Below are 20,059 nucleotides of genomic sequence, written 5' to 3' on the forward strand. Positions count from 1 at the left end.
AACGTCATGAATCCCCCCTTTCGACAAAGTCTGCTCTGGAAATACAAACCCGTCCCCGAGTTGGTGCGGCTGGCGTGGCCGATCGCCGTCTCGATGCTCTCGTACAGCATCATGACGCTGGTCGACACGCTCTTCGTCGGCCGGCTCGGGGCTTCGGCGCTCGCTGCCGTGGGCATCGGCGGCGTGACGTCGTTCACTCTGATCTGCTTCGGGTTCGGCGCACTTCGCTCGGCCAAGGTAGTCGTGAGCCAAGCCGTGGGCGCCGGGCGCCGGGACGACGTCCGCGCCGTGGTGAGCGCGGCGGTCGTCTTGGCGCTCGGGCTCGGTGCCATCGCCGTGCTCGGCGGTCGGCTCTTGGTTCGCGTGCTGCCGGATCTGGTCCAGCAGGGCCACGCCGGCGCGCTGGCCGCCGATTACCTCTGGGTCCGGAACCTGGGAGCGCCCGTCGCTCTCGTCTCCATTGCGCTCAAGGAGAGTCGCTACGGTCTGGGTGACACGCGCTCACCCATGGTGGCGACGCTGGCCGCCAACGTCACCAACGTGGCGCTGGATGCGGCGTTCATCTGGGGCCTCGGCCTCGGCGTGCGCGGCGCGGCCTGGGCCACGGTCGCCGGCTACGTGGTGGAAGCGGGCTTGATGCTGTTCATCACGCTGCGGACGACGGACGGCATCGCGCCCGTTCGGCTGCGCGAGGTGTCGCGGCTGCTCTCCCTGGGATTACCCATGGGACTGCAGTTCGTGCTGGAGGTCGGCTCCTTCACGGTTCTCGTCGCGCTCCTGGCGCGGGTCGGAGAAGTGGACGTGGCGGCGCACCAGATCGCGCTGCAGCTGTGCCACTTCTCGTTCCTGCCCGCGATGGCGCTGGGCGAGGCCGCGTCGGTCCTCGTCGGGCAAGCCGTCGGCGCCAACGAAGACGATCTCGTGCGCCCCGTCGCACGACGCGCCTTCGCTCTCGCCAGCGCGTACACCGGGAGCTGTGCCCTCGGCTTCGTGCTGTTCGCGGGCCCCTTGGCACGAGCCTTCACGACGGACGCTCGGGTCATCGCGCTCACGGTACAGCTCCTGTACGTCGCCGCGGTGTTCCAGGTGTTCGACGGAGCCAACGGCGTGGCTCGCTCGGTCCTTCGAGGAACCGGAGACGTACGCTACTCGGCGGTGATCTCGGTCACTATCGCCTGGCTGTGCACGCCGACCCTCACCTGGCTCCTCGGCATCCACCTGGGGCTCGGCGCTCTGGGTGGTTGGATTGGGCTGTGCATCGAGATCGTTGCAGGAGCCGCGGCGCTCTGGTGGCGCCTCGAACGGGGCGGTTGGCGGACGGCGGCGGGACGCTCCCGCGCGGAGCTCGATCGAGCACCGACCTCGCGCGTTCCGGCGCCCGCCACGAGCTGACAGGTGACATCCCCGCCGGCCATCGAGGGCCCGGCGGGGACGTCTTTTTCGCCAGCCTACCCAGCTGCGCTACGCTGCGAGAAGATCATGGCGGAATCCGAGGCGTTCGACTGGGTGGCCACTGCGCTGGAACAGCGCACGCACCTGTCGCGCCTCGAGGCGCGGGGGACGGTGCGCCTGGTGTTGAAGAACGCCGGCCTCGACCCCACCAGCGTGGCCGTGTACCAGATGCAGGTGGTGCTCGAGCGGCTGATGGCTTCCGCGCTGCAGAAGCGCAAGGTGGCCGACGCGGCCGCGCTGTGCCGCGCTCTCGCTGCGGAGCTCAAGGGCGCAGTCAGCCAGGAGCGCCAGGGCGAAACCGCTTACGACGTATTCGAACGCTTGGATGGCGGAAGGTCGAAGTCATGAAGTACGCGATCTTGTTCGGCGTCGCGCTCTTCATGCTGGTGTCCCTAGTGGTGGGCAGCCGCCTCTTGTGGCTGTTCAAGCGCACCCGCAAGGCGCCAGAGCTATTCATGGCCCTGGCGCTGTTGTGCGCCGGATTCTTGGCGTTCGCCGTCGGGACGATCGGCAAGGTGTTGATAGTCGGACATCCCGAGCTGCGCACGCCGTTGACCATCCTCGGGCTTTGCTTCGAGTACATCGGCTGCAGCGCGATGGCGCTGTTCGCGTGGCGCGTGTTTCACCAGAAGAAGGCATGGGCCAAGGCCACCGTCACGCTCTTCTTCGTGCTCGCGGCGTCGGTGTTCGCCGCGGAGCTTTCGACGGGCGAATACCTCCGCTACTCGGACACACAGCTCTCTTCCGGCCCCTGGATCCCCCTCGCCCTCGTCGTCCGAGGCCTGGCCCCCACTTGGCTGTCCTTCGAGTGCTTCCGTTTCCACCGGCAGCTCCGGCGCCGCGCTCGCATCGGCTTGGCGGAGCCCTTGGTGGTGCAGCGCGTCGGGCTGTGGGGCTTGGCCATGCTGGCCTCGGCGCTGGCCTACGTGGTCCCGGTCCTGCACCGGCTCGTGTATCACACGGGGCTGCGCGATCACCTGTGGGCGATCACCACGGTTTCCGTGTTGGCAACGGTATCCGCCATCGCCCTGTGGTGGGCGTTCTTCCCGCCCCAGGGCTACCGCAAGCGAATGGCGATGATGTCCTTGTCGGACGCGGGGCCAGACTCCCGCTGAGGCAGATGCGGTACCATGCTGCGAGCATGGACCGCGAAGACTGGAACCAGCGTTACGCCGCCAAAGAGCTGATCTGGACCGCCGACGCCAATCGGTTCCTGGTCGCCGAAGCGAAGCAGCTCACCCCCGGCAAGGCGTTGGATCTCGCCGCCGGCGAAGGGCGCAACGCGGTGTGGCTCGCCGAGCAGGGCTGGCGCGTCGTCGCCGTGGACTTCTCCGACGTCGCCCTGGACAAGGCCAAGCAGCTTGCGGAGGCACGCGGCGTAGCGGAGCGCGTACAGCGGACGGTCTCCGACCTTCGCAACTACGAGCCCGAGGCGGGAGCGTTCGATCTCGTCGTGATCCTGTATCTTCAAATCCCCCAGCACGAGCTCGCGCCCATCATCGCCCGCGGTGCGGACGCCGTGGCTCCGGGCGGCACGTTCCTCTTGGTGGGCCACGATTCCGCGAATCTCGAGCACGGCTACGGCGGCCCGCAGCATCCAAGCGTGCTGTACACCGCGGATCAGGTGGTGGCGGCGCTCGGAGGGCGGCTGCAGATCGAAAAGGCCGGCCCCGTGGAGCGGCCCGTGGAAACGGACGACGGGCCGCGCGTTGCCATCGACTGCTTGGTACGCGGGAAGCGCCCGTGAAGCCGCTCCTGCCATCGACGGCGCTTCTCCTGCTGGCCTGCTCGACCCACGCCCCGGCCGAACGGAGCACGAGCGTCGAGTCCGGAGCGCTCGAGGTAGCGCGCCCTGCCCGATGGGTGACCGGCGACCGGGGTTTCCCTTGCGGTGACGGCGAGACGGAAGGCCCCGTGGAGCGGCTCGCGGCGAAGAACGGGAGCTTCACGGTCAGCGTGGCCGGCCCCAGCGGCAGCGGCCACTACTGGACCGCGCAGGTCGCGCTGCCGGCTCGTTCGGGCTTCTGCTTGTCGACGTCCACGGTGGGCTGGCGCCACGTGGGTGGCACCCGCCCACTGGCGCTGCGCCTGGCGCCGCTCATCCGTTGGGTCCAAGACGTAGACGGCGACGGCGTGGACGAGCTGGTCGTGCCGACCTCCATCCCGCTCCGCCCGGAGAGCAGCCTGAGCGACTACGTCGTCAGCGTGACGGTCTACGACTACGGCCCCCAGCGTTTCTCGCCCAACGCGAGCAAGACACGCGCCCTCGAGGAACGCATTGCCCGCGCATATTACGACGCCAGCCGCAGGACGGATGTCCCCGCCGCGACGCGCGACCATTTCCGTCGTGCGGCCGTGCTCCTTCGCCGTGAGGGATAGCGCGCGCCGGCTCAACTCGGCGTGGCGCTACGGCGCGCGAGCAGGCCGTGGACCCTGGCGGCCAGGGCATCTGGAGCGAACGGCTTGGCCAGGAACGCCACGTTGTCGCCACTCAGCACCAGCTCGTCGAGGTCGCGCGGATAGCCGGAAATGAACAGCACCGGCAACCGGGGTCGCTCCCGCCACAGGCGCTTCGCCAGCTCTTGTCCTCCCATCAGCGGCATCACCACGTCGGTGACGACCAGGTCCAAGGGGCCTTCGTGCTGCTCCAGGCTGGCGAGCGCCTCGTGACCATTGAAAGCTTCCAGCACCGTGTACCCCGCTCTTCGAAGGGTGCTCACGATGAGACGGTGGACCGCGGGCTCGTCCTCCGCGACCAACAGCGTCCCCTCCCCGCGCGGCGGTTCGGACACGGTTCGAGCAACGGGCTCGACTGCGGGGCCCTCTGCAGCCGGCAGTAGGATTTCGAAGGTCGTGCCCTTGGACACTTCGCTGTGCACCGCAATGCGGCCGCCCGCTTGCTCCACGATGCTCGAGCTCGTGGCCAAGCCGAGACCGCTGCCGCCGTCCCGCTTGGTCGTGAAGAACGGCTCGAAGATGTGCGCGCGAACCTCTGCCGACATGCCGATCCCCGTATCGGTCACGCGCAGCACCACCCAACGGCAGTCTTCTTCATCGTCTTGGATGTCCGTCGCGATCGTCAACCGACCGCCTGCCGGCATTGCATCGCGGGCGTTCACCGCGAGATTCACCAACAGCTGCTCGAAGCGACCGGGGTCGACCAGCACCGCCGGGAGCTCTTCGCCGAAGAGGGTGACGAGCTCCACGTCTTCACCGATGAGGCGCCGCAACAGGCGGTCCAGACGAAGAACCAGCCCGTTGAGATCCACGAGCTCGGGTTCGGCGACCTGCTTGCGCGCAAGCGCCAGGAGCTGCCCGGTGATCTCCGCCGCCCGTTGCGCGGCGTCGCCGATCTCCTCCACGCTGCCACGGGCCGGGTGGTCGCCGGAGAGGGATCGCCGTCCGAGCTCCACGTATCCCAGAATCACCGTCAGCAGGTTGTTGAAGTCGTGCGCGATGCCACCGGCGAGCTGGCCGACGGCCTCCATTCTCTGGGCGCGACGCAACTGCTCCTCGAGACGGCGCCGCTCGGTGACGTCGATGACGATCGAATGCAGGAGGCTGTCTCCGCCCACCGTGATCGGCCCCGAGTACACCTCGACGTCGCGCACCTCGCCGCTCGCGAGCCGATGCTGGAAGTTGAAGAACAAGCGCCGCTCGCTGCGGGCCCGGTCCATTTCTTCCAGGATTTGCTCGTGCGGCGCGACGTTGATGTCCAGAATCGTCTTGCTCAGGAGCTCCGGCTTGGAGAAGCCGTAAAACCGGACCGCGGCATCGTTGGCGTCCACGATGCTCGCCGTCGTCGGATCGATCACGATCTTCACTGCCGTGTTCGTGTCGAAGATCTGTCGATAGCGTCGCTCGCTCTCCTCCAAGCGCAGCTTTGCATCCTGCAGCTCGGTGATGTCCCGCCCCTCGGGCATCAGGTACATCGGCCCGTCGGGACCCATGAGCGCCTTGACGGAGAAGTCGACGAAGCGCGTGTCTCCGCTGCGTGTCACGTGACTGGCGATGAATCGAACCGTGTCCCCCGCGAGGGCCTGGCGAGTGGCCGCCCTGACGAGCAGTGCGAGCTCCGTAGAATGCGCCCACCAGGGCGTCTCCCAGAACGGCCTTCCCCGCACGGCGTCAGCTTCCAGATCTGCCAGAGCGAGGGCGGTCTGGTTGACGTCCACCACGTTGCCGTCCAGATCCAAGAGCGCCATGAAATGCTCGCTCTGGTCGAGCATCGCGCGCAGCAAGGAAGGAGAAAGCGCGGCGTCCGAAGACACCACACCCCCGGCGCTTCCCTCCTCTCTGGACATTTTCTCGTCAGGGTATTTGCTTTGTCGCGTTCTTCATAGAGGCGGCGGTCAAATAGCGGGCAGCCACACCGAGAACCGCACGCCGAGACCCGCGTTCTCGGCCTCGATGAAACCACCGTGCTGCTCGACGATCCTCGCGGAGATGCTCAAACCGAGACCCGCGCCCCCCTCGGCGCCCGCATGGAACGGATCGAAGAGATGGTCGACCTCATTGCTCGGAATCGGCGGACCGTCGTTTTCCACCACCAGTCCATGGTGGTCGCCCGAGTCCCCGGCGGGCTCCACCCGCACCTCGATGGCGCCTCCGTCTTGGACGGCGCGCAAGGCGTTGAGCACGATGTTCAAAGCGACCTGCGTCAACTGGTCGCGATCGCCGCGGACGCGGGTGGGTCGCTCTGGAACGCTGGCGCTCAGCTGAATGCCCCGCTTGCGCGCATCCACGCCGACCAGCTCGGTGAGCTGCGTGACCACCTCTCCGAGGTCGAGCTCCTGGAGATCCGGAGGTTGAGGCTTGGCGAAGGAGACGAAGCGATCGGCGATGCGGTGCAATCGATCCAGCTCCGCGACGTGCAGCTCCCACATTCGGCGCTCGTCGCTGCCCTCGGCAATCACGGGGTCGATGATCTCCGCGGTGCCCTTGAGCGAATGGAGCGGGTTCTTGATCTCGTGAGCCACGCCCGCGACCACCTCCCCCAAGGCGCTGAGGCGCCCCGCTCGCACCAGCTGGTCCTGCAATCGGCGCTGCTCGTCGAGCGCCCGAGCAAGCTCGACGCGGCGCTTGCGCTCTCGGTCTGCCAGCACGCCGGCGACGCCTCCGACGATGTTGTAGAGCACGACCTCGAGCGCCTTGTGCACCGTGTCGGCGGGGTCCATGTGCGCGAGGTGGCCGAGGTGTACGAATGCATGCGGCAAGTACGTGGCGCTCACCACCAAGGCCGCCGAAATTCCGCCGCGAGTTCCGACCAAGAACGCCGCGACGATGATGGGCAAGTAGTACAGCCGCCGCAGGACGTCGTGCACCCAGTACAAGTCGCTGCTGGTTGCGTAGTGAAGCGCCCCAATGCAAGCGATGGGCAGCCACACGAACAGCACCATGGGGCGCGAAAGCAGCCGCGTGCGCAGAGGCGCGAGCTCAGTCGCGGCTGATCCCATACTTGACCATTCGATAGGCCAGCACGTGGCGGGGCACCCGCAAGTACTGGGCTGCCTGGCTGACGTTGCCGTGCTTCAGCGCCAACACCCGCTCGATGACGCGCTTCTCCAGGTCTACGAGCCCCAGGCCGTCGGGGGGAAGGTCCGGCCACTCCATCGCGGTGCCGGCCTCCGGCTGGTCGTCCCTCGGCGGGAGATCGTCCAGTTGGAGGGTGTCACCGTCACACAAGATCACCAAGCGCTCGCAAGCGTTCTCCAGTTGACGCACGTTGCCCGGCCACGGGCGCGCCCGGAGCTCTGCGATGACGTCCTCCGGCAGGGACAGCTCGCGGCCGCGCGCGAATCGCTCCACGAAGTGCCGCGCCAGCGGCGCGATTTCCTCCGGTCGCTCTCGAAGCGGCGGCACTCGCACCTCGAGGACGTTGATGCGATACAGGAGATCCTCGCGGAAGCTTCCCTCGCGGGCCATGTGGGCCAGGTCGCGGTTGGTGGCCGCCAGAAGTCGCACGTCGACGACAACGGGTCGATCGCCACCGACCACGTCGACAACGCGCTCCTGCAGCACGCGCAACAGCTTCCCCTGCAGCGAGGGAGGCATCTCGCCGATCTCGTCCAAGAACAGCGTGCCGCCTTCGGCCTGCCGAAAGCGCCCCTCGCGTGCCCGGGTCGCTCCGGTGAACGCGCCCTTCTCGTGACCGAACAGCTCGCTCTCGAGCAAATCTCCCGGGACCGCGGCACAGTTGATGGCGACGAAGGGACCGTCCGCACGGCCGCTGTGGGCATGCACCCGCCGCGCGACCAGCTCCTTGCCCGTGCCCGTCTCGCCGGTGATGAGCACCGTGGCGTCGGAGGCGGCGACACGATCCGCGATCTCCAGCACGCGGCGCATCGCCTCCGAAGCGGCGACCAGCGGTCTTTCCACCCCTGCCGCGTTCCGCCGGAGGCGGCGCACCTCGTCCCGAAGCTGTCGCCCTTCGAGGGCGCGTTCCACCGACAACAGCAGGTGATCCCGGTTGAAGGGCTTGCCGACGAAGTCGGCGGCCCCCTGCTTCATCGCTTCTACGGCAGTCTCCACGCTGCCATAGGCGGTGATCACCAGCACTGGGACGTCCGGCGCCTTCACCTTCACGGAGCGCAGCACGTCCAGACCGCTGATGCCGGGCATGCGCACGTCGGTGATCACGAGGGCGTGAACGTCGGGGGAGAACCGCGCGAGCGCCTCTTCTCCCGACGCCACGGCGTCGACGTCGTAGCCGGCCTTTCGGAGATTGTAGCTGCCGAGCTCGCGCCCCGCGGCGTCGTCTTCGACGAACAGGATCCGAGCTTCGGGCATCTCGATCAGCCGCAGCTACCGGGTGCGCAACCGCTCGGCGAACACTTCTTCTCCTTGCTCTTGGCCCCCTTGTCACCCGTGGATGCGCTCGCCGCGGGAGCCACCTCCTTCGCCTCCACCGCCGCACCGCTCTTGTCGTTGGCGGACGCCACCGGCTCGGTCTTGGTCTCGGCAGTCGCCGGCTCCGGCTTCGGCTCCTCGGTCGATTTGTTGCAGGCCGTGATCAAAAGCCCGCTGAGAACTGCTGCAATCTCCACCGCTGCTACTCGCTTCATGAATCCTCCGGCGCCTTTCCATCCCCAAGCGAGGCCGCGCATGATGCGCGGCGCGCGCACGATTGTGGCACGGAGGGACTCCAAGCGCAGCACCGAGATCGTCTGTCCATGCGACACCACTCAAGCCGTTGCCAAATCCGACCCCCTCGCCCGCCGCCGCTGCTCGCGGTGCAAGCCGAGGCGTTTCGCCTGATAGAAGATCACCGGGTAGACCACCAGCTCCATGATGAAGCTGCTCGCCAGCCCGCCGATCATCGGTGCTGCGAGTCTCCGCATGGTGTCCGCGCCGGCGCCGGTTCCCCAGAGCAGCGGCACCAAGCCGACGAAGACGACCATCACCGTCATCATCTTGGGCCGGATCCGCTGCACGGCGCCGTCGTGGATGGCGTGCCACAGGTCGCTGTCGTTTCTCATTCGCCCCAGGTTCCGGAAGCGTTCCACACTGCTATCCAGATACAAGAGCATCACCAGACCGGTTTCCGCGTCGAGCCCAGCCAGCGCGATGACGCCGACCCAGACCGCGAGGGAGAGATTGTAGCCGAGCAGGTACAGGAGCCACGACGCGCCGATCAAGCTAAAGGGAATCGCCAGAACGACGATACCGACGCGCAGCCAGCTCCGGGTACCCAGATACAAGAGCAGGATGATGCTGATGGCCGCCAACGGTACCGCCACTTGGAGCCGCTTTCTCGCCGCCTCCATGTATTCGTACTGCCCGGACCACACGATGCTGTAGCCCGGCGGGAGCTTCACTTGTGATTGCACTGCCCGCTGCGCATTCTTGACGTAGGTGCCGACGTCGATCCCCGCGATGTCCACGTAGACCCAGCTGGTCAACACCGCATTCTCGCTCTTGATCATCGGCGGCCCCTTGTGAATCGACAGCGTTGCGAGCTGCGCGAGGGGGATATGGGCACCGGAAGGAGTCGGGACCAGAGTCTGGCGCAGTGCGGCGAGGCTATCGCGAAGCTCATGAGGATACCGCACGTTGATGGGGTACCGCTGCAATGCCTCGACGGTCTCACCAATGGTCATGCCCCCGGTGGCACTCATGATCACGTCCTGCACGTCCGCCACGTTGAGGCCGTAGCGCGCAATCTCCTCGCGATTGATGCGCACGTCGAGGTAGTTGCCCCCGACGGTCTTCTCTGGGAACGCGCTGACCGTGTACTGTCCGGTGCCCTCGTCCGTACGCACGACTTGGGATATGCGTGCCGAGATGTCCGACAGCGTGGCGAGATCGGGACCGAGCACCTTGATCCCGACGGGAGTCTTGATCCCAGTCGACAGCATGTCGATGCGTGTCTTGATCGGCATGGTCCACGCATTGGTGAGACCGGGTATCTGCATTACTTCATTCAAGCCCTTGACGTGCGGCCCTCCCGGAAGGTTGTAGCCATAGATGAGCTCGTCCACCGTGATGGGTCTCAGATCCGGCCACGCCCAGCGAAACGGCTTCTTCATGAAGTCGGGGAGAGGGTCGTAGAAGCGCGCCACGGGGATCTGACGCCAGAGGTTCTTGTCACGCTTGAGCACGATCGTCGTCTCCAGCATGCTGGGCGGCGCAGGGTCCGTCGCCGTTTGGGCGCGCCCCGCCTTCCCGAACACGCTCTCGACCTCGGGGAACTGTTTGATGATCGCGTCGGTTTGCTGCAACAGCTCCCGAACCTTGTCGACACTGATGCCCGGGTCCGTCGTGGGCATGTACAGCAGGTCACCCTCCTCCAGCGGGGGCATGAACTCGCTGCCCAAGTGACTGAGCGGCCACGCCGTCGACACGAGCAGGGCCACCATGCTCCCGGTGACGAACCACGGGTGGGCCATCGCGAACTTGAAAGCCGGATTGTAGGCGCGCTGGAGGTAGCGGCTGAGCGGGTGCTTCTCCTCCGAATGGATGCGCTGCGGAAGCAGGACGATGGCGGCGAGAATGATCCAGCCGATGACCATGACCCAGCGATAGTGGGAGAGCACTGGCAGGGGTATCAGCGCCAGGAGCAAGGCCGGGCCGAAGATCCCGCCGAGCGTGATCATCAAGCGCCGCCTCGGGGACACGCGCTCCGGAATGGTGCGTTCGTTGATGAGATAAACCATCAACACGGGGATGATGGTGACCGCCAAGAGAGCGCCAAACCCGACGGCGAACGTCTTGGTGAACGCCAGCGGCTTGAACAAACGCCCCGACTGCTCGCCCAGCACGAAGATGGGCAGGAAAGAGACCGTGATGATCAGCAGGCTGAAGAAGAGCGTTGGCCCCGTCTCCGCCGCCGCTTCGGCGATGATCTCGACGCGCGATCTGGGCACCCCACCCTGTTTGAGGCGCTCCGCCTCGTGATCCAGGTGCTTGTGCGCGTTCTCCACCATGATGATGGCGCTGTCCACCATCACTCCGATCGCGAGCGCAATCCCGCCAAGGCTCATGATGTTGGCGTTGATGCCGAAGAGCTTCATGGCGATGAAGCTGCCGAGCACGCCTATCGGTAGCACGACGACCGCCACGAGCGCGCTGCGCGCGTGCAGCAGGAACAGCAAGATGACCAAGGAAACGACGACCATCTCTTCAATCAGCGTGTGCGTCAGCGTATTGACGGCGCGCCCGATCAGGTCGGAACGATCGTAGGCTGGCTGGATCGCGACCCCGGGCGGTAGGCCTCGCTCGAGATCAGTGAGCTTGGCGCGCACGTTGTCGATGGTCTGGCGAGCGTTTTCGCCGAAACGCATGATGATGACGCCGCCCACCGTCTCCCCGCCGCCGTTCCAATCCGCCACCCCTCTCCGGATGTCCGGGCCGGTGCGGACTTCGGCAACGTCCTTGAGATAGATCGGCTTGCCCTCCTCGTTCGCACCGAGGGAAACGGTTCGGAGCCCGGCTAGCACCTTCTCGTTGCGGAGCTCCTCCACGCTCTGGCCGGCCTCGCGAGCCTGCGCGATTTCGCGGTCCGTGAGGCTTCCCAGATAGCCCACGCCGCGGAGCATGTACTCCATCTCGCTCATCTCCATCAGACGTCCACCGACGTCGATGTTCGAGCGCTGGATTGCGGACTTCACCTTACTGAGCGGGATGTTGAGACCCAGGAGCTTCACCGGATCCACAACCACCTGGTACTGCTTGACGAAGCCTCCAATCGGAGCGACCTCGCTCACGCCGTCCACCGCGGTCAGCGCATATCGCAAATACCAGTCCTGCTGGCTTCTGAGGTCCGCCAGGTTCTGTTTGCTTCGCACCAGCGGCGTGCCATCGAGCGGGCACTTGTCGTACGACTTGCCCATCTGGACGCGCTCGAGGCGTGGACGCACTTCGGGCGGCGCGTCGTCGGGCGTGTCGTAGCGCTTGTTTTCCAGCTCGTCGAAATAGACCACCCGCCCGTCTTCGAAGATCCGATGGTGGATCAGCCGTGGGCGCGCCTTCTCTGGCGCCTGGTCTCGCGACTCGTACCACTTGTCCGTGTCGGGGTCGTGCCACGCCCCGTTTGGGTGTGATGCGCAGTATTTTCCCGTCACCAGCGCGTACTCGTAGACCCACCCGACGCCCGTGGCGTCGGGGCCAAGCTCGGGATTGGCGCCTTTTGGCAGCTTGCTGACGACGGAGCTCAACTGTTCGAGCACCCGGCTGCGCGCCCAATAGAGGTCCGTGCCATCCTCGAAGATGATGTAGACGAAGCTGGTCCCGAACATGCTGTAGCCGCGCACCACCTTGGCGTAGGGCACGGCGAGCATGGCGGTGGTGAGCGGATAGGTGACCTGATCTTCGACGATCTGCGGTGCCTGCCCCGCGTACTCGGTACGAATGACGACCTGCACGTCGGACAGATCCGGAATGGCATCTACTGTTGCGTGATAGGTGGCCCAGATGCCGCCAAACGTCAGAAACGCCGTCAGCAGGATGACCAGCGCTCGGTTGAACGAGCACCAGCGAATCACGCGGGCGATCATTTCGCGACCTTCAGCGGGCGCTGCCAATCCGCACAGGTCAGCATCGCCTTGCCGAAGAACGGGTTCTTGACCGTCCCTTCAGCCTGGATCCAGACGGATCCGCCCTTCTCGCCCTCGGGGTACATCGGGCAGTGGGCCTCTCCCAGCTTCTTGCCGTAGGCCTTCGGAACGCCAGTGGCGTGAAGTAGCTTGGCGAGCTGGCTGCTGAGGACCGCGAACTTTCGGCGAGCTTCGTCGAGGCTCTTGATCTTGGCGAGCTCCTCGGCCTGCTTCTTCACGTCGGCCGCCTCGGGATGCTCGTGCCAGAAGTGCGGGTGGTCCGGAATCTTCATCGCCATGAGCGCGTCCATGGCGCCAGCGAGGTTGCGCGCGGAAACGCCGATGTCGGTGGTCGTGTCTCCCGCCAGCGCGTGACCCACGGCCAGATATCCATCGAGCGCAGTGCCGAGGGCCTTGTTCGCCGCGTCGGGCAGAACCAACGTCGAGGTCTCTACTTCTGGCGCCTTCGGAGCGGTGGCCTCGGCGACGGGCGTGCCCTTCATCATCTTGGCCAGCGCCTCGCGCATTCTGGCCTCGCTGTCGATCAAGAACTGACCGCTGACGACGACCAGCTCGCCGGGCTTGAGACCTTCCAAGATCTCGACCTTCCCGTCCGCCGTCTCGGCGCCCATCTTGACTTGGCGCGGCTCGAAGCGCCCCTCCCCCTTTGCCACGAAGGCCACCTGGCGCTCCCCGGTGTCGATCACCGCGGACCGAGACACCAGCACGCGCTTGTCTGTCGCGGTGCCTTGGAACACTACCGTGGAGTACATCCCCGGCTTGAGCTTGAGGTCGGGATTATCGAACTCGAGGCGTACGTTGATCTGGCGCGTGCGTTCGTCGAGGTACGGGTAGATGTAGACGACCTTGCCTTCGAGCGTTTCGCCCGGAAGGTAGGTCAGCGTCATGGTCGCCTTCTGCCCGACCTTGATCTGCCGGCTCTGGTATTCGTAGACCGTGGCCATCACCCACACGCGCGAAAGGTCGGCGATGCGATACGCCGTCATTCCCGGCGTGACTTTCATCCCCTCGAAGGCGTGTTTCTCGATGACCACACCACTTTGGGGGCTGGTGATGGTCATCGTCCGAAACGGCTTGCCGCGCTTCTCGAGTGCCTTGATCTGACCCGAGCCGATGTCGAAGAGGGACAGCTTCGTGCGAGCGGGCCCGAGCAACTGGCTGGCGAGCCCTCCCCCCACCTTGCTGTCCTCGCCGCTGGGAAGCCGCTTGGTCGCCTTGTAGGCGAGCAGGTACTCGCCTTGAGCAGCGTAGAGCTCCGGCGAGTAGAGCGAGAACAGCGCTTGCCCGCGCTTCACGGGTTTGCCCTGGTAGTCCACGTAGAGCTTCTCGATCCAGCCGCCGACCTTGACGTTGACATCGCCCAGCAGCTTCTCGTCGTAGGTGACCGTGCCGACGGTGCGAATGGATCCACTCTCCGAGCCCTCGGAGACCTTCTCGACGCGCACGCCAATGTTCTGCGAGACCACCGGATCGATGCTGACCTCACCGGAGAACTTCGCGGGATCCAGCGGAACGAGCTTCATGCCGCAGATCGGGCAATCGCCAGGCTTGGGGACGATGACCCAGGGGTGCATTCCGCACGTGTAGTAGTGCTGGCCTCCCGGCCCTTCGGCCTCTTCCTTCGAACCGGTGACCTTCGACCACGCCGCGTGCAGATCCTTCCCGAGGGTGGGCCCGATCAACGCGCCCACGTACATCACCATCAGCGCACCGGCGAGGATCACGAGCAGCCGTTTCGTGCTGATCGAGCGCGGGATCGGGGGCGCCGATGCGGGCCCGTCCTCAGGCGGCACGGGCACCTCGGGTGGCTCGGTCGCGTCGGGCGGCGCGGGTGCTTCGGACATAGGCGGAGCCTCCGGCTCCGGGCTCGCGTCGGTCGAATCCGGCGCGTGCGGGGGGTCGCCAGCGGCGAACTCCTCGGCCTGTTGCTCGATTCGGTCTGCTTCTTGTTTGGGATCGGTTGTCATTTGGCTCCCACGATCGCTTCAGCGTCGACGCGCGCCTCGGCGGCCGCTGCTTCCGCCATGCGAGTGGCACGCTCGAAGTTGAGTAACTGCACCTCGGCCTGGAATAGCGACGCGAAATCGGCGCGATCGACCTGATAGGAGGCGAAAGTCGCGTCGAGGGTCAAGCGTGCTGCCGGCGTCAGGTCTTTGCGATAGGTCCGGGCTTTCTGTGCGGATCGTTTCCAGTTTGCGACCACGCGGCCGAGGTCACCTCGAATGTCATCCAGCGCCGCGGCACGGTTGTCCATGGCTTCCGCCGCCAGCTTCTCGTTCATGCGCCGTTCGCTACTCGATCGCTGACTGTAGAAGAGCGGCAGCGGCAGCGACAAGCCGATGGATGCGAAGTCGGTCCCGGGGTCCGTGCCCGCAGGTACCCGAAACCGATAGCCCGCCCAGACGGTAATGTCGGGGTAGCCATCGCGCGCCGCGCGCCGGGCCGCGGCCCGGTAGGTTTCGGCTTCCGCACTGTAGCGCTTGAGCAACGGGCGCTTCTCGCGTGCGCGCCGAATCAGCTCGGCCGCGCTGGCGTCGGGGTCCGGGACCTTCGTCTGCTTGGGCGTTCGCACCACGGTTTTGATAGGACGGCGGAGCGCGGCGTTGATGGTTGCCGTCAGGGACCGTTCGTCTTGGTCGAAGTTCTTGAGATCGTCTTGAAGCTCGTCCGAGAGCACATGGAGCCGGAGCAACTCGTGCTGAGCCACGAGGCCCGCTTCGTTCTTCACGCGAACGATCTCCAAAAAATCTTTCACGAGCTTCACGTGCTCTCGGGTGACGCTGCGAAGCTGCCGAGTCAGCGCCAGGCGGTAGTAGGCGCGCATGACGCTGGTTCTGAGCTGGACCTTCTTTTCGTCGAGGCTGAGCTGTGCCTGCCGCACCCGAGCCCGGGCTTCGTCTTCGCGGGCATCGAGCTTGCCGGGCCAAAGGAACGTCTGGCTCAGCTTGAGCTGCACTCCGCTCATGGGGTGATCACCCAAGGCGAAGGAGTCGACCGGCACGTTGCTGTACTCGGCGGAAAACACCGGGTTCATCCAGGCACCGGCCGTCGTTACGCTCTCGTTCAACGCACTCACGCGTTGCTCGACGGCGTCGATGCCCTTGTTCGCCTTTACGGCCTTGTCGCCCAGCTCGTCCGCAATGTCCGGCCCGTAGGCGGCGGTCTGGGCGCTGCTCGGGGCCGACATCGACAAGAGAGCGGCGGCTACGGCGAGCGCACAGATGTGCCTGGTCAGTGTCAGCTGGGTCTGCATGGGTGCTTCCTGGTCGTGGTGGAACGTGTTTGGGGACGCCGCGGGCAAGGCACCGCCTGCCGCAGCGACCGAAATTGGGGCGGAGACTACACCGATGAGCGGTTCGAGCGCCGCGGCCTCACCGCGGATGAAGGTTTCGCCGCGCTGGGCGCTTCCGGCCGGCGTACCGAGCGCGCGGAGACTTTGTCCAAGGTCCCCCGTGCTGGCGTCGATTCATGTCGGACGTCACGCGATGCAGGTTCCGTACCATCCGTGCACCAAGGAAGAAGCAGCCGCGGATGGCGCTTTCCGCGTCGCGCCAACGCCTCGGAGGATTTGCTGGTCCTTTAGACAATTCTCAAAGAACTCACGAAATGACTCAGGCGAAGCGCCGAATCCGAGCTCGAGGTCCTGACAAGCGTTCAGTCGAAGTCTCGGGAAGGCCGGCTCCCGAAGAGTTTGGTACGCCAGTTGCTGCGGCCGAGGGTGTTTCTGGAATCATCCTCGTACCACAATGGTCGTCGTGCGTCGGTCACCGTTCCTCTTCCTGCTGCTGCAGGCGTGCACCCAAGCAGCGAGCCAGCCAGATGGTAGGTCCGACGCCGATCCGCCCGATGTGGCAAGTACCACCGACGCCGCCCCCGCCTCCGACGCCGGCTTTGCCGAGAGCGGCCCGCCGGATTCGGGTTTCGACCCCTGTGGAGACACCGGTGGACCGGATGCGACCTCGGACACACCAATTTGCGACTGTACGCTGCCGGACGCAGTAGACCTCGCCAGCACGGGTAACCTCGTCATCGAGTTCACCTACAAGTACACGCCGCGTTGCGTGGTCGTGCCTGCCGGCACGACGATCACGTGGCAGGGAAACTTTCTGGCGCATCCGCTATGGCCGAGCGCCTGCTCCGGCGACGTCGCTCAAAACCCGATACACGACGTGAGCGACGTCAGCCAGACTTCACTCGAGATCGACTTTCCGGTGCCCGGAGTCTTCCCCTACTACTGCCCCAATCACGCGAATGACGGACCCTCTCCGGAGGGAATGTGCGGAGTGGTCTACGTCGTTCCGTGACCTACTGCGTACCCCCGACTCGAGACGCCGGAGTTGGTACGCGGATTGCTTCACAAGCAGACGAGTCGATCGCTCGACTCGTTGCGCGTTGCAAGGAGGGCGCCCCATGGATTTCCTCAAACTGACGGCCATCGTTCGCTCGGACCTGCTGGCCAAGGTCGAAACGGCCCTTCAGGAAGCCGGAGTCCCGGGCATCTCGGTGACTCACGTCGTTGGCTTTGGCGAGTACACGAATCTGTATCGTCACGATTGGCAGTGTTCTCACGCCAAGATCGAGATCTTCATCCCCGAGCGTGCCGCCGGCGACATCGTCACCACGATCGAAAGTGCCGCCAGCACCGGTGCTGCCGGAGACGGAATCATCGCGGTACAACCGGTCCAGGACTTGATCCGAATCCGGACCAAGTCCCGAGTGAGCTAGGTCGTCGGGAGGTGATCATGGACCATACAGCTCCGGTTCCGCGACCTGTTCGCTCTCGGCTGGTCGTTTCACTTTCGACTCGAGCGTTGCGTCCTGTCGTGCGGAGTGCGGCGCGAGCAGCACTCCAAGGGCGCCGCACTGCCCCCTCCGCAGCACAACGCGGACGGTTTCTGCGCTCCGACGTGAATGCGATTCTGGATGATATCTGGCGGCGCGTTCCCGAGTTGCTGAGAGAGGACGAGGAGTTCGAGCGAATTCAGAATATCGGCAACCAGCTCAACGTTTTTCTCTGCGCCGTGACGATTGCGGCGTACCACGCGCTCATCGACCGCGGGATCGACCGACGCCACGCGATGGCGTTGTTCGCCGACGTCGGCTGGAAGGTCTACGAGCGCATGCTGAAGCTCCCGTATTTCATCAGCAAGGTGCGGGGTCGCGACCCTCAACGCCGCATGAGCTTCGCCCTCGAGGCGCTGTTGCGCTTTCCCTTCAGCGCGCCTGGCGCACCTGGCTACGAAGTGAGCGCGTGGTCCGAGCGTGGGCGCTTTCTCACCCACTGGAGCCACTGTGCCCCGCTGGGCTTCGTGAGGCGATACGTCGCACGTCACGGCGATCGGGGTGAGCTCGACGCCTTCTACGAATCCTGGTGCTTGTACGACTGGCCTGCAGCGGACATCCTGGCCGGCGGCCGTGCCGGCGAGCACGGGCACTATCTCCGACCCCATACGCTGTCTCGTGGCGATTCCGTTTGCGACATGTGTTGGTCGGCTACCCGCCCGAGCTCGTGACTGCACGGCGCAAGGGCGCTGCGCACGAACCTTGCACAGAGCCGAGCCATGGTCGCGATTCGACTCCTTACGGCGCTCTTCTCGGTGAACGTCGCGCTCCTCCTGCCGTGCGCGGGGCATGCCGCCACGCCCCAGCTCGCCCGTGCCTCGAATTCCGTGGTTGCCTCCGGGTTTGCCGTCAACACGCCCACTGCCTGGCCGACGAACACCGCCGCGCTTCCGCGCCTTGGCAGGTCGTCGGCTCCGCCCGTCGATTGGTTGTGGGCTTATCGGCACCCTGCGCTAGGGCGCAGCTCGCCCGACCCTTGGCAGAGCTTGCCGACCCTCGCTGCGGAACGCCTGGGATGGGGGGAAGTGCCGCTGATGCTGTCGCGGGACGAATGCCCAGCGCCAAACGCGATCACCTTCCGGGGTCACCATGAGAGTGACGCTTTCCGGGTGCTCGATTGCGATGGATCCGTCGCCCCCGGTGCGCTCGATCGGCTGAGTGTTCTGGCGCGCCCCTGGAAGGTCTCCCGCCCCGAGGTCCCACTGCCCTCGACACCGACTCCGGCGGCTGGCGCCGGCGAATGGGTCCCCGGAGTCCGGCTGCTGCATCCGCGCGTCTTCTGGCTCGTGCAGCACATCGCCGATCGATTTCCAGGTCGTGCGCTCAGGATTGTCAGCGGCTACCGACCGGGCCAGGGCGCCCACGGAAAGGGTCGCGCTCTCGACTTGACGGTATCGGGCGTCGACAACGTCGATCTGTTCCGCTTCTGCAGGACCCTGCCGGACGTCGGTTGTGGCTACTATCCCAACAGCACTTTCGTGCACGTCGATGTTCGCCCGGCGGGAACCGGCCACGCGATGTGGGTGGACGCGTCCGGGCCGGGCGAGAAAGCCAAATACGTGGACGGCTGGCCGGGCGTGGTCGCGCCGGGCTCCCGGCAGTGGACGTGGCGCCCGCCAATGACCGCTGCGCGTCGAACGGACCTCGAAGCCACCAGACGGTAGTCCATCTCGCGCTGGTTGCGGGTGCGCGCGCTGCAACCTACACTGCGCCGTCCCTCCGCGACGATGTGCGCCCGGCCGCCCGCGCTTCATACGGACCATGAGCTCGCGACTCCCTGCCAGCAAGCACGACCGCCGCAGATTCTTGCGCGTCTTGAGCGGCGCTGCGGCCGCGTTCATGGGTCCGCCAGCGTGCATGTCCCCGCAGCAAGACGCCGACGGGCACGGCCCGTCCGGTCAGGGCGGCGCGCCGGACGCGAGCCCCGCCGATGGCTCGACGGGCGGCGCCGCGGAGAGCGAAGCTGGAGCCGAGGCCGAGGCGGGGCAGGACGCGCCGGAACCCTGCGCCGAGCCTGCGCCGAACCCGCCCGGCTGCGAACCTCAACCGTCAGGGCGCGCGGTGGGCCGCCCCTGCGATTTTTCGGGGTTTCGCCTGCAAGCGGCTCCGCACGACGACGTGTTTCAGTCCGCCCTCATCGGTCGGGATGTTGACGGCTGGTACGCTCGTTCGGCCGTCTGCACGCACATGGGATGCAACCTGGCGGTGCCGGACGCGATCGTCCCTCCAGGCGTCGTTTGCCCGTGTCACGGCAGCAACTTCGATCAGTACGGCCATGTGCTCAGCGGACCCGCGGGTAGCGATCTGCGCCCAATGGCGCTGACTCTGAGTTGTGACGGAATCTTGTACGTCGACGTCGACGTAACCGTCGGACCAGAAGTCCGACTCGCGTACTGAGATTTGTTGGTACGGCGCGGAAGCGTACAGCCTCCTCACCCTGCGCCGGCGTGACAATCCTCTACGATTGGCCACACGGCTCACGCGGTTGGCCGGTGCGGCGCGGATTCGACAATAGTCTGCGCCCCTGTCTCAAATGACTCGAGCCGCGCTCCGGGACACTGGCTGCCCGCTCTCGAAGCGTGCCCTTCGCTCCGCGGGCACGCTTGTTGCGTGCCGGTGGGCGTGCGCTGATTCCCAGGCGCTCGCGCTTCGAAGAAATGACGCCATGACTGACCACACCCACGCCCATCATCACCCTCACCTGCGCGTGA

General features: G+C 65.9%; 17 protein-coding genes and 1 pseudogene. 10 read left to right on the forward strand and 8 right to left on the reverse strand.

What is annotated here, in order from left to right; all coding sequences use genetic code 11:
• Positions 1-6: 6 nt before the first annotated feature.
• The 5 genes from H6717_28985 to H6717_29005 all read left to right on the forward strand — a co-directional run bounded on the left by H6717_28985 (position 7) and on the right by H6717_29005 (position 3,831).
• Positions 7-1,392: an MATE family efflux transporter gene (locus H6717_28985; GenBank protein ID MCB9581099.1), complete on the forward strand. Its 1,386-nt coding sequence runs from the start codon at positions 7-9 to the stop codon at positions 1,390-1,392.
• Positions 1,393-1,479: 87 nt separating this feature from the next.
• Entirely contained in the window at positions 1,480-1,800 is a 321-nt protein-coding gene (locus H6717_28990; protein ID MCB9581100.1) for a hypothetical protein, read from the forward strand.
• The gene (locus H6717_28995; protein ID MCB9581101.1) at positions 1,797-2,567 is read left to right on the forward strand and encodes a hypothetical protein; all 771 of its coding nucleotides are present in this window, start codon (positions 1,797-1,799) and stop codon (positions 2,565-2,567) included. Before H6717_28990 ends, H6717_28995 begins: the two co-directional genes overlap by 4 nt.
• Before the next feature lie 26 nt (positions 2,568-2,593).
• Complete coding sequence (locus tag H6717_29000; protein MCB9581102.1) at positions 2,594-3,199, forward strand: class I SAM-dependent methyltransferase; 606 nt, start codon at positions 2,594-2,596, stop codon at positions 3,197-3,199.
• Positions 3,196-3,831 carry a hypothetical protein gene (locus tag H6717_29005; GenBank protein ID MCB9581103.1) on the forward strand — a complete coding sequence of 212 codons (636 nt, stop codon included), beginning with the start codon at positions 3,196-3,198 and terminating at the stop codon, positions 3,829-3,831. The genes H6717_29000 and H6717_29005 overlap by 4 nt, the downstream gene beginning before the upstream one ends.
• Positions 3,832-3,842: 11 nt before the next feature.
• On the opposite strand, the gene H6717_29010 is transcribed toward H6717_29005, so the two are convergent.
• The 8 genes and pseudogenes from H6717_29010 to H6717_29045 form a co-directional block, all read right to left on the reverse strand.
• Positions 3,843-5,756, reverse strand: coding sequence for a PAS domain S-box protein (locus H6717_29010; protein ID MCB9581104.1), 1,914 nt, complete (start codon positions 5,754-5,756; stop codon positions 3,843-3,845).
• Positions 5,757-5,804: 48 nt separating this feature from the next.
• On the reverse strand, positions 5,805-6,908 hold the full coding sequence (locus H6717_29015) for a sensor histidine kinase (protein MCB9581105.1): 1,104 nt from the start codon (positions 6,906-6,908) through the stop codon (positions 5,805-5,807).
• Positions 6,889-8,241 (reverse strand): sigma-54-dependent Fis family transcriptional regulator, encoded by a 1,353-nt coding sequence (locus tag H6717_29020; protein ID MCB9581106.1) that lies wholly within the window; start codon positions 8,239-8,241, stop codon positions 6,889-6,891. The genes H6717_29015 and H6717_29020 overlap by 20 nt, the downstream gene beginning before the upstream one ends.
• A gap of 5 nt (positions 8,242-8,246) precedes the next feature.
• Positions 8,247-8,516, reverse strand: a complete 270-nt coding sequence (locus tag H6717_29025; GenBank protein MCB9581107.1) for a hypothetical protein — start codon at positions 8,514-8,516, stop codon at positions 8,247-8,249.
• A gap of 120 nt (positions 8,517-8,636) precedes the next feature.
• On the reverse strand, positions 8,637-11,783 hold the full coding sequence (locus tag H6717_29030) for an efflux RND transporter permease subunit (protein ID MCB9581108.1): 3,147 nt from the start codon (positions 11,781-11,783) through the stop codon (positions 8,637-8,639).
• A gap of 216 nt (positions 11,784-11,999) precedes the next feature.
• A pseudogene (locus H6717_29035) lies at positions 12,000-12,446 on the reverse strand (efflux RND transporter permease subunit).
• A complete protein-coding gene (locus tag H6717_29040; GenBank protein MCB9581109.1) occupies positions 12,443-14,350 on the reverse strand; it encodes an efflux RND transporter periplasmic adaptor subunit in 1,908 nt (635 codons plus the stop codon). Before H6717_29040 ends, H6717_29035 begins: the two are co-directional and overlap by 4 nt.
• Before the next feature lie 119 nt (positions 14,351-14,469).
• The gene (locus H6717_29045; protein MCB9581110.1) at positions 14,470-15,759 is read right to left on the reverse strand and encodes a TolC family protein; all 1,290 of its coding nucleotides are present in this window, start codon (positions 15,757-15,759) and stop codon (positions 14,470-14,472) included.
• A gap of 502 nt (positions 15,760-16,261) precedes the next feature.
• Between H6717_29045 and H6717_29050 the strand changes: the two genes are divergently transcribed.
• From H6717_29050 to H6717_29070, 5 genes are all read left to right on the forward strand, one after another.
• Entirely contained in the window at positions 16,262-16,810 is a 549-nt protein-coding gene (locus H6717_29050) for a hypothetical protein (protein ID MCB9581111.1), read from the forward strand.
• A gap of 106 nt (positions 16,811-16,916) precedes the next feature.
• On the forward strand, positions 16,917-17,231 hold the full coding sequence (locus H6717_29055; protein ID MCB9581112.1) for a P-II family nitrogen regulator: 315 nt from the start codon (positions 16,917-16,919) through the stop codon (positions 17,229-17,231).
• 296 nt (positions 17,232-17,527) lie between these two features.
• Positions 17,528-18,019, forward strand: a complete 492-nt coding sequence (locus H6717_29060) for a hypothetical protein (GenBank protein ID MCB9581113.1) — start codon at positions 17,528-17,530, stop codon at positions 18,017-18,019.
• Positions 18,020-18,067: 48 nt separating this feature from the next.
• Positions 18,068-19,012, forward strand: coding sequence for a DUF882 domain-containing protein (locus tag H6717_29065; protein ID MCB9581114.1), 945 nt, complete (start codon positions 18,068-18,070; stop codon positions 19,010-19,012).
• Between the two features lie 193 nt (positions 19,013-19,205).
• Positions 19,206-19,745: a Rieske (2Fe-2S) protein gene (locus H6717_29070; protein ID MCB9581115.1), complete on the forward strand. Its 540-nt coding sequence runs from the start codon at positions 19,206-19,208 to the stop codon at positions 19,743-19,745.
• The last annotated feature ends 314 nt before the right edge of the window (positions 19,746-20,059 follow it).

It is taken from the genome of Polyangiaceae bacterium (assembly GCA_020633235.1).
GTDB lineage: Bacteria > Myxococcota_A > Polyangia > Polyangiales > Polyangiaceae > JACKEA01.

Coding starts and splice junctions, on each gene's coding strand:
- H6717_29025 (MCB9581107.1), bottom strand. CDS start 8,516: ATGAAGCGAGTAGCAGCGGTGGAGATTGCAGCAGTTCTCAGCGGGCTT.
- H6717_28995 (MCB9581101.1), top strand. CDS start 1,797: ATGAAGTACGCGATCTTGTTCGGCGTCGCGCTCTTCATGCTGGTGTCC.
- H6717_29045 (MCB9581110.1), bottom strand. CDS start 15,759: ATGCAGACCCAGCTGACACTGACCAGGCACATCTGTGCGCTCGCCGTA.
- H6717_29030 (MCB9581108.1), bottom strand. CDS start 11,783: ATGGGCAAGTCGTACGACAAGTGCCCGCTCGATGGCACGCCGCTGGTG.
- H6717_29055 (MCB9581112.1), top strand. CDS start 16,917: ATGGATTTCCTCAAACTGACGGCCATCGTTCGCTCGGACCTGCTGGCC.
- H6717_28985 (MCB9581099.1), top strand. CDS start 7: ATGAATCCCCCCTTTCGACAAAGTCTGCTCTGGAAATACAAACCCGTC.
- H6717_29015 (MCB9581105.1), bottom strand. CDS start 6,908: ATGGGATCAGCCGCGACTGAGCTCGCGCCTCTGCGCACGCGGCTGCTT.
- H6717_29070 (MCB9581115.1), top strand. CDS start 19,206: ATGTCCCCGCAGCAAGACGCCGACGGGCACGGCCCGTCCGGTCAGGGC.
- H6717_29020 (MCB9581106.1), bottom strand. CDS start 8,241: ATGCCCGAAGCTCGGATCCTGTTCGTCGAAGACGACGCCGCGGGGCGC.
- H6717_29010 (MCB9581104.1), bottom strand. CDS start 5,756: ATGTCCAGAGAGGAGGGAAGCGCCGGGGGTGTGGTGTCTTCGGACGCC.
- H6717_28990 (MCB9581100.1), top strand. CDS start 1,480: ATGGCGGAATCCGAGGCGTTCGACTGGGTGGCCACTGCGCTGGAACAG.
- H6717_29040 (MCB9581109.1), bottom strand. CDS start 14,350: ATGTCCGAAGCACCCGCGCCGCCCGACGCGACCGAGCCACCCGAGGTG.
- H6717_29065 (MCB9581114.1), top strand. CDS start 18,068: ATGGTCGCGATTCGACTCCTTACGGCGCTCTTCTCGGTGAACGTCGCG.
- H6717_29000 (MCB9581102.1), top strand. CDS start 2,594: ATGGACCGCGAAGACTGGAACCAGCGTTACGCCGCCAAAGAGCTGATC.